Below are 14003 nucleotides of genomic sequence, written 5' to 3'. Positions count from 1 at the left end.
AATAGGCGGGAACTAAACAATCCCACCTATTTCTTAGTTACATTTTTCTTCAATTCATTCAAAGCTTCAAAATACTTGTTGGATTTAATATCAGGGAATGCCCTTATAATTCTCCTGTGAAGATGATTTTTCCTTCCAGTCAGCTTCTTATATGTTTCTTTAAGCTCAACTAACTCTTTCTCATATTTTTCTCTTATCTCGGATAATTTATTTTCGTATCTTTGTCTTAATTCAGAAAGTTCATTTTCATATTTTTCCTTAATTTCTATTGCATCCTCGGACAGCTCAGAATACTTTTTCCTAAGACCCACTGCCTGATATTCATATTTTGACTTGAGTTCAATAGTCTCATGAGATATTTTCTCTCCAAGTGAATTTGATTTTTCTTTTATTTTTCCGGATATCTCATGTATCTTCCTCAATCTAAAGTTAAGTTTCATTACAGTATCAACTGTTGATATAATATCAATAATAAATATGATTGCCAGACATGACAGAAGAACGTCACCTAAAAGCAGTGGAATAAATTTGACAAATTCCACAATTACAGGATGAATAACCTTCATAATCAAAATACAGCCGGTGCCCCACGCCAGTGAAAACTTGAGGCATATATAGCCTTTTATATTAAACGGATATTGGGAATAATCCCACCACTTGTCATTAAAGAGTTTTTCAAGAATCCATCCCGTAATATATTCAAGAAAAGAAGTAACAATTACCGATGCAGCAAACAGCACAATCAAATCATCCTTAAAAGGTGTCAAAAAATCTATTACCATCACTGCTCCAATACCATATATTGGACAGACAGGTCCATTCAAGAATCCTCTGTTTACAAAAGTTCCCGTATTAACTGCAGCATAGGCAACCTCCAAACACCATCCTCCAAAAGCATAGATTACAAAATAAAACAATATGTTTTCCATACATACTCCTTTATAATATATTTTTGAGTTCTAAAAATTCATTTATCTTACTGCAATCTTCAGGAGCACATCTTTTTTTGTCGAAAAATATGCTATTAATTCCCATCCTTCGGGGTCCCAGATAATCATTTACAAAATCATCCCCTATAAATACTATTTCGTCAAAAACAAAGCCAGATGTTTTTACTGCATTCGTATATATTCTGGGGTGCGGCTTACTCCATCCTTCTTCTGCAGAATTTATTACAAACTCAAAGTAACTTTTTATACCTGTATATTCAAGGAGATCCCTTATAGCCCCCTTTACTTTAAAGTTTGAAACTACACCCAACTTATATCTGCCGTTTAAATATTCGAGAACATCTTTGACATTTTTGTCAACATAGCACCTTTTTCTGTAATTTTTAAGGAAATTGTTTAAGAGCAGTTCCACCATTTTCGTTTCTGTTTTGAGGTTAATTCCCTTTTTTCTGGCAATATACTCATATTGCTCTTTAAAACCATACTCTTTGTATTCAGGTATTTTGGCCAAAATGCTTTCCCCTGCAGCCTTGTAGTCCTCATAGAATTCAGCAAAATCTTTAAAATATTCTTCACATCCTGAGCCTTCAAAAGCCCACAGCGCATAGTCCTTTTTGTCAGGAAGCTCAGTCATGTCTATCAAGGTTTCCATACAATCAAACATAATACATTTTAAATTTTCCATACTCTATACCTCCTTTTCCATTCAAGCTTTAACTCTTATCTTTCCAGTTAGAAGCTGCTGCATAAAGCCTTTCTTCAACTTCTGAAATTTCTGTTTTTTCATCAAGTATTTATTTATCTCTCCATCCACAGATGACAGAATAGAAGCTATTTTCCTCTGCTCCTTCATATCAGGCAGGGCTATTTTCAACTCCGACATATTTTTATGTCCAACATGAGGTTGACCGGCGCTATTGAAATATTTATTCAACTGTTTCCAGTAAATGGGGCTGTTTAAATAATACCACATATAATTTCTATCCAAAATGTCCCTGTTACTGAATATCTTAAACATATTATTGCTTAAAACTCCGCTTTCACCTCTAAAGACTTTCCCGCAGGTATTCCCTGTATTGACTACAACTATGTCTTTATAGTCAATATGATAAAATCTTTTATTATCTTTAATGTATAATTTATTCCTGTCAGAGAAAAAATCGGTTATATATAAATATCTTACATATCCCTTTCTTTTCTCACTTATTTGATGACTTCGCGAAATTTGAAATCCCTGTTTGAAATTGCATATATCTCCTAATTTTTTTATCTCCCACTCCTGGGGTATTTCTCCAAATTCGCTCATTTTGAATTTTTTATGACCTATACCTTTCAAAATAAGTTTGTAAATCAATCCATTTTTAAGCTTTTTCATTTTATTTATAAGCTTATCAATAATTTCAATTTCAGAATCTACAGAAGACAGAATGGAAGTTATTTTTCTCTGCTCTTTCAGTGGAGGAAGTGCTATTTTCAACTTCAAAACAGAATCTTTAGACAGATTAAATCTAGTTGAACCCTGGGCCAGCCTTGTCATCATCGTTCTTACATGCTTTTCTCTAAACAAATATGCTGCATAACCTGGATAAAGTATTTTAAAATCATTTAATCTGTATCCAATGCAGAAGCTATTGAGATACACTTCGCCTTTTATATCATTCAGAAGAGCTGAACTCATTCCCGCTTCGTCCGGGATTTCCGAGGACACTGTAAAAAAAATGTCTCCATATTTGACAGGGTGCTGTTTTTCATCATCTGAGATATTTACATATTGCATATAATTGGTATCCACTTTACCATTGTTAAATATATTCTTATATGGTATATATGGCTTGCCCTCTCCAAAATCGTCCTTGGTTTTTCCTGAAAGCCCTGGATAGGTTTTCCCTAAATCTTCCAGTCTGTATATATTCCAATTTTTTGGTATTTTCATTTGAACCACCTGCCGTTCTAAATGGTGTCAAAGCCCATTTCTTCCAGATACCAATTGAGTTTGTACTCTGTATCAACCATATCCATTTTCAACTCTCTTATATCTTCCAGCACCAGATCAATATCTACCTCCGGTTCCGGTTCAGTAGTATCCACATATCTGCTTATATTCAGATTGTAGTCATTTTCCTTTATAATATCCATATCAACTATGCCTGAGTACTTTTCAACATCTCTATATTCATCAAAAGTTTCTGTTATTTTCCTAATATCTTCATCTCTTAATTTATTCTTGTTTCCATCCTTTATAAAGTTTTGACTCGCATCTATAAATAGAACCTTGTTTTTTCTCTTTTCTTCCTTGTTCTTGTTTATAACAAGAACAGCTGCAGGAATACCTGTACCATAGAATATATTTTGTGGAAGCTCTATGACAGCTTCTATCAAGTCATCCTTTAAAAAATTTTCCCTTATTTTGTTCTCAGCTCCCCCTCTGAACAGCACACCGTTGGGTACTACAGATGCCATTCTGCCATTAGTATTCAAACTTGCCACCATATGGGACACAAAGGCCATGTCACCATAAGATTTTGGCGGCATTCCATATGAAAATCTATAATACTGATCAGCACCTGCCTCTTCCAATCCCCAGTTTTTCAATGAAAAAGGAGGATTTGCAATGACCTTGTCAAAGCTCTTCAAAACTCCGCCTTCAGTATGTTTCGGATCTCTTATGGTATCACCCTTCTGGATATCGGCCTCTTTTACACCATGAAGGAGCATATTCATCTTGCAAATTGCCCAAGTAGAAAGATTTATCTCCTGACCATACAAATAAACATTTTTATAATTTTCACCCTGTTCTTTTATGTATTCTATACTTTGGATAAGCATACCACCGGAGCCGCAGGTAGGATCATAGATTTTATCTCCCTCCTCAGGTTTCAATAGGTTCACCATTACTTTGACTACTTCAGTTGGGGTATAGAATTCTCCCCCCTTGGCTCCTCCCTCGTCTGCAAATTTCTTTATAAGGTATTGATAGGCATCTCCAAGTATATCCTCCGACTCCAGATATTCGTTTGAAAGATTCATGCTATCGAATACATGCAATAGCTGACTCAGCTTTTTATCCGGAACTCTTTCTCTGTCATTATAATTTAAAATAGTTAGGACTCCAGAAATTTCACTATTTTTTGGTTCATCCTCAATTACTCTGAGTGCCCTGTCAAGTTCGGAACCTATATTTAAACTTAGATTTCTTAAATTATCCCACCTTGCCTGCTCCGGTATATAAAAAGTTTCATATACTGAAGGATCATTTAAAAATTTCATTATTTCTTCTTCCGCTATTTTTCGCTTTTTAAATTCTTTGTATCTAATTTTCCTCTCCCACTTAAATTGATCATTCAACCTTTTCAGGAACAGCAGCCCAAATATATAATCCATATATTGTGCAGCAGACAGTTCCCCTCGCAAGATATCTGCACACGACCAAAGTTTTGATTCCAGATCTTGCAGCGTTAATTTCTTCATCAATGTGCCTCTCCCCTATAATTCATTGATATTTATATAATATATTTTATCACAAATATACATTTATTCTATAAAAAAACATAAGCAATCCTTAAATCAGACTGCCTGCATTCTCATTTCCTATTGAGCAATTTTTTATTGAATTTCTCTACTGTGCTTTTACCATACTTCCTTCTGATTTCACTTCCATATCTTTTTTCATTTATAAATTAAGTTTATAAAAACATAGTATATATAGTAAATATATATTATAATAATACATATTATCAAACTGTTATAATGAGGGGTTGTACAAGCAATGTATATACATAGTTTCAAATTAATTAAATTATTGTTTTCTCTAACTTTTGCCATATTTGTTATCTGCACATCCACAAAATTAGTTATCATATTCAAACCTCTATACCATTTTGAGATTAAAAATTTAGATATAGAACAGCACTCAGGTTTCAGTAAAAATAAAATACTGGAAAATTATGATTATATAATCAAATACATATCAAATCCAAAATATCAGGAATTCAAACTTCCTTCAATACCTTATTCAAAATATGGACAAATTCATTTTCAAGAAGTAAAACACATCTTCAATTATATGAATATACTCATACCCATTACAGGCATCATTAGTTTTGTAGGCATATACGCCAGCATAAAGCTTGAAAATCTTATGTTTATAAAACAGACTTACCACATTCTCCTTTTGTTTGCGGCAATTTCTTCAATCTCATTTATTATAAATTTTGACGATTTATTCAATCTGTTTCATAAAATATTCTTTAGAAACGATTACTGGATATTTGACCCTAAAATTGATCCTGTTATAAACATGTTACCTCAAGAATTCTTCTATCACTCAGCCATACTGATATTGAGTATAATAATTATATCCGCAGTACTTTTAAGAATAATTTCAAAGCATCTTCGATATCAAAAACATGGTCTGCATTCCAATTGAGGTGAACTTCTCTTCGTATTCCGTAGTTATATTTCCGTGGAAATTGCTATTATGAAGATCATAGGTCAAGTACTCTATGGCAAACCCGTTTTCTTTAAAATATTCCTGGGATTCATTAAAGAGTTCCACATCATCAGTTTTAAACCATATTTCGCTTCCCTTTTTCAAGAATTTTTTATAGACTGTTAAAAATCTAGTATGAGTCAGCCTTCTTTTGTTATGTCTCTTCTTGGGCCATGGATTACAGAAATTTATGTATATCCTGCTTATCTCATTTGTATCAAAAATATCCCCAATTCCGGTTATATTCATGGGTATTACCCGTACATTTTTTAATTCCTTCTGTTGAATTTTCCTAAGTGTATATATAAGTACTTCATCTTTAAGGTCAATTCCTATATAGTTTATATCAATATTATTCTGAGCCTGTTCACATAGAAATTTTCCTCTTCCGCATCCAAGTTCAAGATATATGGGATTCTTATTTTCAAATTGCTCCATCCATTTTCCTTTATAGTTCCCCGGATTCATTACAGACAAATTACTGACTTCCATTTCCGGCCTGGCCCACCACTTTTTTCTAAGTCTCATGTAGATTTCCCCTTTGTGCTGATAAAATATGTTATAACTTTATCATATACCTTAAATTTAGTCCAGCTTTCAATTTACAGTATTTCAATCGACAAATAGCTTTAAAGTTTTCCAAAAAGTCGGCGATAAATATAAGATTATATTATTTGTGTGGGTTGTGAATTATGTATTATTTTATAGATGAATTGAAAGATAAAAAGATACTCAATAAAAACGATATACTTATACTAAAAAAATATATAGATGAAAAATACCCGGATTATACTGCATCAGGCAAAGCCGCTATACTTTCCAATACCATACACCATATTCTGGATGACAAGCTTGGCGAGTTCAATATATCTGAGAGAAATAAAATAAAATTTTACACATTGAAAGATACAATTTTTAACAATAGGGATTCAATTTTTATGTATGATATCTTTAACTCATGTATTTCAGCGGGAAACTTGAATCAAAATTTTATTGATGAGCTTATGCACTGGTTGAATTCAAACGTAAAAAATGAAGTTCAAAAAAACAGTCTGAAGCAATATATAAAAAACAGAAAAGGTAATAAAGAACATTTTTCAGTTACTGATTCTATTTCAAAAGTTGATTACAATATGAACAGAATTATACCTGTCTCTGAAGTTACCTCCAAAAGTAAAAATATAAGGCACTACACTACTGCCAGGTGGAAAAAAGCAGCTACAGCAGCTGTGATCGTATTTTCCATGATTCTTTATACTGTATATGTAAATGGACAAGTTCTTCCAAAAAGTAGTCCTGCAGATGATCTAACATTTCCAATGTATTATATTGAAAAATTATATACATACTCAAATGATAAATATCCAAATGCGAATTTGCCTTATTATATAAAGTACAGACCAATCAGAACAAGCAAGTTAAAAGCATTTTTGGCAAATCGCAATTCTATTTTAGTAAAGGAACCTTACTTTTCAACTATATTAAATACAGCCAAAGAGTACAACCTGAATCCGATTTTACTTTTTGCCATAACTGGACAGGAACAAAATTTTGTGCCCCAGAGTGAAAAATATGCGTCCAAAATTGCCAACAATCCATTTAATGTATTTCACAGCTGGCAGGAATACAATACAAATATAAGTGATTCCTCCAAAATAGCCGCCAGAACCATAATAAACCTATCCAAAGACATGCCTAAAAATACTGATCCTTTTCTGTGGATAGGAAGAAAATATGCAGAAGATAAAAATTGGGGACAGGGAGTACGAAGTATATTCAAAGAAATTGAAAAATAGCTTCTTCACTAGCCTAATAGTGAAGAAGCTATTTTCATAAACCTGTAATATAAAAGCGAAGATGGAATACCAACAACATAATTAGCTATTGGAGTTGCAACAAATGCAATCAGTATTATGATCTGATATCTGTAGATCTTATCCGATACTTTATAATACAGCGAAGGAAATAGATCCCGCAATATATGAAAACCATCCAATCCAGGTATGGGTATCAAATTGAATACGAAAAGCATGCAATTTATACTGACAGCATATAAAAGTATTTTTGCAATTATATTGGCTACTGAAATAGGCATAACATTATTTGTAAAGGCAAACCTGTAGAATATTACATAAAGCATTGCAACTATAAATGCAACCAGAAGATTTGCAATTGGACCTGCCGCTGAAACCTTCAGATCATCCCTATTCCTGTTTCTATACGCATTTGGATTGGTTTCAACAGGTTTAGCCCAGCCAAATCCTACTATCAATATCATTATAAAGCCAATCAAATCTATATGCACAAATGGGTTCAAAGTCAGTCTTCCCTGAAACTTGGGTGTCTTGTCACCCAACCTGTCTGCAACAAGTGCATGGGCATATTCATGGAAAGTAAGACCTATCAGTATTCCCGGTATGATTAGTATCTTACTTAATATGTATGTATTCAAACAATTCACTTCTTTCCTTTACATATTTCCTTACTATCTAGTCTACCAAAGTTTTGGATAATTTTCCATCACTTACAGAAATAATACCTCTGTTATACATCTGTATAAATTTTCCATGATATATATATTCTTTTCCGCTTGTAATATCCTTAACTACCCCTCTTAAATTATCATTCACATATATATTTCCAGAAGAAGATATATGTATATCATTTTTGTCAGCAGCTTCTCCTAAATTTATATTTTGATAACTACTTATATCTTCAGCTGCATTTCCATAGTGTATCTCTGAAATTTTATCATCCTTCAAACTCCCTATATACACTCTGTCACTATTATCCACCCCTAACAGTACGGGATTTTCAACTTCTTCTATGTCGATGGATCTATCTTCCCCTGTTATATAAATTTTATTATATATACTGTCCTCATATATAAGCTTATCCTTTAATGACAATATTTCAATATCACCTATCATATACGAATTTGTTTTTACTTTCTGCATTTCATTCATTATATTGATTCTGTATATGCTGGTTCTTCTGCCTGCGCTTTGCATCCTCATATATATTACATTTGTAAGTGGGGACTCCTTTATATCATCAACTTCAGTATTTGTATTAAATCCTTCCAGCGTCTTTATATTTTCTTTTATATTTTTATCAACCTCAAAATATTCCAGTCTAAAGTTGGCACCATCATAAGAATTTTGCTTCTCTACTATGAGCATCCTATTTCTATCCGGCAGCCATTTATAAAATGACATTTTAACTCCATCTTCAAATTTGACCTGCTTTTTATAGCCTGTTTCCGTATCTACAATATCAAGTATATTTCCATCATAATAGGCAACATACCTTCCATCAAAAGACGGACTTATATTTTTTGCATTATCGGGTATACTTACTGCAATATCTGACTTTTTAGGTTCACTTCTTATAACCTTTTTTGCCTTAATCCCAGTATTGGAAGATAAGAAATACCTATCTATGTAGAACAATCCGGCAAATTGTATTGTCAGCGATATAAGAGCCCATATTACAATTCTTCTAAAAACTTTCATGTCACAACTCCCTTTTAATTAATCATCTCTGGCTTTTACTGCTCTACATAAACGGCAGAAGGAACCGACCTTTCACCTAGTGGATCACATGGATTATTGATAACCTGACCTTCATAATACATTGTAGATGAAGATCCTCCATCCAGATTTGTAGCATTTATAGCACCATATTGCAGCATTATGTCCTGTATATCTTTAAGGGAAGCTCCTATGCTTTTACTCTGTCTCCCATCTATGACAAGAAACAATATTGCTCCATCTTTTCTCTGTCCTATTGCAGTTCTCGGGGCTATTCCCCAGTTGCCATCACCGGATTTTATAGTTCCATCTCCATTTATAACCAGTGCCGGGCCAAATGATATTGCTTCTTTTACATTAAGCTTTTTTATATCATTTATGCTGTGATATCCAACTATAAGTTGTCCTTCTTCTGTAATACCCATGATTTCATGCTTTGAATCAGGATTGCTTATATCATTGTATATAATTTTACCCTCACTCATAAGTAATCCAATAGGCTTCCCCCCAGTGCCTGTCCACTCGCTGTCCTCGGAGGAACTATCTGTAAATCCGCCGCCATTTACTGCCGCTACGGCATCTCTATCTTTCGCAATGCTGCTTGTTAACTCTCCTGCCACTCCCAATTTTTTGCTATATCCGACCTTTACTCTTGTAGGATCATGAATTATGAGCATATATCCCTTGAACTTTTTACCATAGCTTATATCATCTCTTTCTATACTGCTGTCATGATTATTGCTGAATTTAGAAAGGCCTAAATTTTGCTGTTTTGTACTGTCTATTTCATTTTGACCAAGTATCTGTTTTATTTCTGTATCAGACAAAAATATTTTTGCAATATACTGGTGGCTCAAGGTAGTCATAGCTGCGCCAACTACTGTTCTTGTAACATTCTTAAAGGGTCCGCGAAATATAAGAAATGGGGCTGTCATCACTGTGAATACGAATTCAAAGGCAAAAAACAATAAAATAATTTTCCATATAGGTTTCCTGATTTTGCCTGAAGATTTTTTTTCCCTCATACGTGAATTTTCCTTTCTAAATAATTATATCTTTCAATATTGTACAATAAATAACTTATTTTTTAAATAGATATGATATTAAACCACGTTAATTTTAAAGATAAGAAATTTCTACAAAATTTCTATTATTATAGTAACATATTTTTAACCGAATCATACATTTTAAAAGAATATATTATAATATATCTACAAATATTATCAACTACCTGCTATAATACAAGTATGGCAATTTATAAAGTTTTTACATGCATATTAAGATTTACATATAATTTATTATGCAATAATATATATATGTTAATATTAAATTTTGAGAGGAGAATTATTATGGAAATAAAAATATGGGATAGCGAGCACACTTTTACCTACAATAGCGATAAAAATGAAACCAACATAATACAAACTAAAAACACTAAAAACTATTGTAGAATCTGGTCAATTCATAAATTTATAAATCCTTTGAACAATAACATGAAATATATCCTGGAAAGTGAGGAAAATGTCCCTATGTATGGAGACACTACCATACATAGAATGGCTGAATTTAAAATTGAGAATGGAAAATTAGATACTGATAGTTTGTATGTAGAAAATTCCCTTAAAGTTGATATTGTCAATGATTAGTTCGCGAAATTATACAGAGACTGGAATTAGCTTGTAGTAAAAGTTAATTCCAGTCTCTTTTATTTGCTATTCTGGTTGGAGTGACAGGACTTGAACCTGCGACCTCAAGTTCCCGAAACTTGCGCACTACCACCTGTGCTACACCCCAGCATATTGTTTCAACTGTGTTACCATAAAACATAATAACATATTGAAATAATTTAGTAAAGAATTTTTCATTTAAATCCTGTATGTATCTTTTTGTAACTTAAACAGTCAAATTCTCATAATTTATAATGAATATTAATTTAAATAATAACGAGGAAGAATATGATAAATTTTCAAAGTTTCCATGGCATTGTTACTATAATCAGTAACTTTTTAATAAATGAAACCTCTGATCAGAATGGCTGTTACAAATTAATGTCTGTACAGGATGATCATAGAGCCACAGTAAATTTTGTAATATCACCACTTACCTATTTTGTAGAACATGAAATCATAAAAACAGGGGATATAATAACCGGCTTTTATGATGCCTGTGCACCTGTCCCACTAATTTTTCCACCACAATTCAGGGCAATTGTAATAGCTAAAAATTTTCCATCTAGAAATATAAAGGTAGATTATTTTAACAATGAATTAGTAAGTGAGGACAATATGCTGAAATTGAACATATCACACAGCACTCAAATATTGATTCAAAATGGACAGCCGTTTGATAAAAATCCTGCAAATCACAATTTAATAGTAATTTATGGTCCTACTACAAGAAGTATTCCTGCTCAAACCATCCCCTATAAAATTATTGTAATGTGTTAATCCATTCTTCCTAAAGGGCTCTGTACTTTCTCCAGAGCCCTTTAGTATCTTAATAAACAAAATAAGCACTCGAGGGGCTGGCTCAAAATGCTTACTTTGTTATAGGGAACTATTATGATAAACTTATTGGATTTCAACTTCAATTATATTTTAGCTTTACATTGTTAAGATGATATTAACTACAGGTAAATTATTAATTTAGTAGTATTTATTTAGAATTTCATTAATTCCCTGTTAAATTTGTCTTTCTCGTCATAAAATAATCCATGTCCACTATATTTGAATGGTATAAGCTTTGAATTTTTAATGTACTTGTTTTGTATTTGCCCCAATTCAAAAGGTACAACCTTATCATGGATTCCATGTAGAATTAAAGTTGGAACACTTATTGATGACAAATCATCAAATAACTCTTCCCTTATCCACATTTCTGATACTGCAATAGTTGACCAGCCTGCTGCCTGCAATCCTAAATTTAGGAACCAATCGGCAAAAGGTTCAGTTATATGCTGGAAAAAGAATATATTGCCAAAATCATTAAGCATTTCAGGCCTATCTGCATATGTTTGATTAATAATGTCAGTTACAGTTTTCCTATCAATCCCATACGGAAAATCAGGACGCTTAATAAGACTAGGTGCCGCGGCTGCAAAAAGAGCAAGCTTTGACACACCATATCCTCTATGTCTTGACATATACTTTACAGCAATAGCCCCTCCTGTAGAATGTCCCGCTAACATAAAATTTTTCAGCTGTAATGCCTCTATCACCTGTCTAACATCATCCGACAGTGTATTATAATTATATCCTGTAAAAGGTCTGTCAGATTTACCAAATCCTCTTTGATCTATACCAATACATCTGTATCCATGTTTAGGAAGTATATTGAATTGGTATTCATATAAATCATGACTTCCAGGCCAACCATGTAAAAACACTATAATTTTATTACCTGAAGGATTAATGTCCTCAACGTAAATTTTTACACAAGGTTCTACTTCAACATAACAACCCACAAAATTCCTCCAAAATTTAGTACTCATATCTACATGTTATTCCTATAAATAAATTTTGTGAGCATTTAAAATTTATTTTATAAGTTATTCATTACAGCTTAATGTCATATTTATTAATTGTTTGTAAAAATTAATAGTTTTTAATCAAAATTTAGTAGTTTTTATACTTTGTACGTTGTATAATATGTATTGGTATAATTGGTGAAGGGATGATATATTATGAATGTCAACATCAAAAAAAGAAAAAATACAGTACTTGTTTCAATTCTAGTTTTACTTTTATTTTCCATTGGCCTTACTGGTTGTACATCAATAACAAAGGAAAATGAATCCATAAACAAAGCGGAAAATAGTACAACCTCAGATAATTCTAGCAGCAAGAAACTCTCAGACGAATCAACAAATAAACTAGAGGATACAACTAATCCAATTAATAAAGAATCCTCAGGCACGGAAGAAAATACAGCGGATTCAAATGATTCAGCCGATAATAAGTCTTCAAGCAATATAGAAAATAATGTGGATTCAAGTAACTTTGATCCTTATAAAAAAGATGGCAAAAAGGTGGTTTATTTAACCTTCGACGATGGCCCATCTACCAATAATACCCCTAAAATATTGGATACATTAAAACAATATGATGTAAAAGCTACATTTTTTTTAATAGGAAAAAATGCAGAACAAAATCCGGAACTTGTAAAAAAAGAAGTTGCACAGGGGCATGCAGTTGGGAATCATACTTATTCCCACGATATGAGTTACATATATTCTAATCCAAAGATATTTATGCAAGAAATTTACAAGTGTCAATCTGTATTATCATCGATTTTAGGAGAAAATTATAATTTAAAACTGGTAAGATTTCCAGGTGGTTCTTTTGGGGACAGGTTAAAACCTTTTAGAGAAGAAGTTATAAAAAATGGTTATCATTATGTAGACTGGAATGATTTAAGTGGTGATGCAGAACATAATAATGTATCTGTTGAAAATTTAATTTATAAGACAAAAAAATATGCTATTTACGACCATTTGGTTGTACTCATGCATGATGCTCCTGCAAAAGTTACTACTGTACAAGCCTTGCCCGCTATCATAGAATACTTTAAATCTCAAGGATATTCCTTTGAAACACTAAAGTAAATTCCATTTTGATATAAATTAAATAAACCCTTTCTATTATTACAATTTTGAAAGGGAATCCATTAAATAATATTTTTGGTGGTTGCACTTAAGTTTATTGTGTCCTGCAACCACAGGCACCAGTCTGGTAATTACCATTACTTTTCATGTATATAAATCTATTATTTTCAATTTCGCTAAGGTATTTCCTTAGGACACTTATTATTCTATAAGTTATTTGTTACAGCTTAATGTCATATTTATTAATTGTTTGTAACAAAATACTTGATTCCATGAATAATACACAAATTAAGCATCCGGAGGGCTTATTCCAAATGCTTAATTTGTGTATAGGGAACTATTTTATTAAATTTTTATCCAAGTTTCAATTTTATTTTAACTTTATACTGTTAAGGTAATATTAACTGCATGTTAAATAAAAAGCACTC

At 32.2% G+C, this 14003-nt stretch carries 14 protein-coding genes and 1 tRNA gene; 5 read left to right on the top strand and 10 right to left on the bottom strand.

What is annotated here, in order from left to right:
* Positions 1 to 26: 26 nt before the first annotated feature.
* Genes LKE46_RS02165 through LKE46_RS02150 form a run of 4 tightly spaced genes read right to left on the bottom strand, consistent with a single transcriptional unit; the run spans position 27 to position 4418 of the window.
* The gene (locus tag LKE46_RS02165; protein WP_291718007.1) at positions 27 to 929 is read right to left on the bottom strand and encodes a putative ABC transporter permease; all 903 of its coding nucleotides are present in this window, start codon (positions 927 to 929) and stop codon (positions 27 to 29) included.
* Positions 930 to 939: 10 nt separating this feature from the next.
* Positions 940 to 1635, bottom strand: a complete 696-nt coding sequence (locus tag LKE46_RS02160; protein ID WP_291718004.1) for an HAD family hydrolase — start codon at positions 1633 to 1635, stop codon at positions 940 to 942.
* A 21-nt stretch (positions 1636 to 1656) separates the two neighbouring features.
* Positions 1657 to 2883 (bottom strand): restriction endonuclease subunit S, encoded by a 1227-nt coding sequence (locus tag LKE46_RS02155; protein WP_291718002.1) that lies wholly within the window; start codon positions 2881 to 2883, stop codon positions 1657 to 1659.
* Positions 2884 to 2900: 17 nt separating this feature from the next.
* On the bottom strand, positions 2901 to 4418 hold the full coding sequence (locus tag LKE46_RS02150) for a type I restriction-modification system subunit M (protein WP_291718000.1): 1518 nt from the start codon (positions 4416 to 4418) through the stop codon (positions 2901 to 2903).
* A 298-nt stretch (positions 4419 to 4716) separates the two neighbouring features.
* On the opposite strand from LKE46_RS02150, the gene LKE46_RS02145 reads away from it, so the two are divergent.
* Entirely contained in the window at positions 4717 to 5376 is a 660-nt protein-coding gene (locus LKE46_RS02145) for a TIGR01906 family membrane protein (protein WP_291717997.1), read from the top strand.
* Here LKE46_RS02145 and trmB read toward each other — a convergent pair.
* Positions 5332 to 5967, bottom strand: coding sequence for a tRNA (guanosine(46)-N7)-methyltransferase TrmB (gene trmB / locus LKE46_RS02140; RefSeq protein ID WP_291717995.1), 636 nt, complete (start codon positions 5965 to 5967; stop codon positions 5332 to 5334). The genes LKE46_RS02145 and trmB overlap by 45 nt on opposite strands.
* A 164-nt stretch (positions 5968 to 6131) precedes the next feature.
* On the opposite strand from trmB, the gene LKE46_RS02135 reads away from it, so the two are divergent.
* On the top strand, positions 6132 to 7235 hold the full coding sequence (locus tag LKE46_RS02135) for a hypothetical protein (protein WP_291717993.1): 1104 nt from the start codon (positions 6132 to 6134) through the stop codon (positions 7233 to 7235).
* An 8-nt stretch (positions 7236 to 7243) separates the two neighbouring features.
* On the opposite strand, the gene LKE46_RS02130 is transcribed toward LKE46_RS02135, so the two are convergent.
* Genes LKE46_RS02130 through LKE46_RS02120 form a run of 3 tightly spaced genes read right to left on the bottom strand, consistent with a single transcriptional unit; the run spans position 7244 to position 9997 of the window.
* Complete coding sequence (locus tag LKE46_RS02130) at positions 7244 to 7891, bottom strand: site-2 protease family protein (RefSeq protein ID WP_291717991.1); 648 nt, start codon at positions 7889 to 7891, stop codon at positions 7244 to 7246.
* Between the two features lie 37 nt (positions 7892 to 7928).
* Positions 7929 to 8954 carry a hypothetical protein gene (locus LKE46_RS02125; protein ID WP_291717989.1) on the bottom strand — a complete coding sequence of 342 codons (1026 nt, stop codon included), beginning with the start codon at positions 8952 to 8954 and terminating at the stop codon, positions 7929 to 7931.
* A 35-nt stretch (positions 8955 to 8989) separates the two neighbouring features.
* Complete coding sequence (locus LKE46_RS02120) at positions 8990 to 9997, bottom strand: phosphodiester glycosidase family protein (RefSeq protein WP_291717987.1); 1008 nt, start codon at positions 9995 to 9997, stop codon at positions 8990 to 8992.
* Positions 9998 to 10321: 324 nt separating this feature from the next.
* On the opposite strand from LKE46_RS02120, the gene LKE46_RS02115 reads away from it, so the two are divergent.
* Positions 10322 to 10618: a hypothetical protein gene (locus LKE46_RS02115; RefSeq protein WP_291717985.1), complete on the top strand. Its 297-nt coding sequence runs from the start codon at positions 10322 to 10324 to the stop codon at positions 10616 to 10618.
* A gap of 72 nt (positions 10619 to 10690) precedes the next feature.
* Here LKE46_RS02115 and LKE46_RS02110 read toward each other — a convergent pair.
* A tRNA-Pro gene (locus LKE46_RS02110) sits at positions 10691 to 10766 on the bottom strand.
* 161 nt (positions 10767 to 10927) lie between these two features.
* Here LKE46_RS02110 and LKE46_RS02105 point away from each other — a divergent pair.
* The gene (locus LKE46_RS02105; RefSeq protein ID WP_291717983.1) at positions 10928 to 11419 is read left to right on the top strand and encodes a hypothetical protein; all 492 of its coding nucleotides are present in this window, start codon (positions 10928 to 10930) and stop codon (positions 11417 to 11419) included.
* A 212-nt stretch (positions 11420 to 11631) separates the two neighbouring features.
* Here the strand turns inward: LKE46_RS02105 and LKE46_RS02100 are convergent, their stop codons facing one another.
* The gene (locus tag LKE46_RS02100) at positions 11632 to 12435 is read right to left on the bottom strand and encodes an alpha/beta fold hydrolase (protein WP_291717981.1); all 804 of its coding nucleotides are present in this window, start codon (positions 12433 to 12435) and stop codon (positions 11632 to 11634) included.
* A gap of 219 nt (positions 12436 to 12654) precedes the next feature.
* Between LKE46_RS02100 and LKE46_RS02095 the strand changes: the two genes are divergently transcribed.
* Positions 12655 to 13575, top strand: coding sequence for a polysaccharide deacetylase family protein (locus LKE46_RS02095; RefSeq protein WP_291717979.1), 921 nt, complete (start codon positions 12655 to 12657; stop codon positions 13573 to 13575).
* Positions 13576 to 14003: the final 428 nt, after the last annotated feature.

The organism is Clostridium sp. (assembly GCF_022482905.1).
Lineage (GTDB): Bacteria > Bacillota > Clostridia > Clostridiales > Clostridiaceae > Clostridium_B.
Note: the sequence above shows the minus strand (reverse complement) of the source record. Positions and strands in the feature narration are given on the sequence as shown.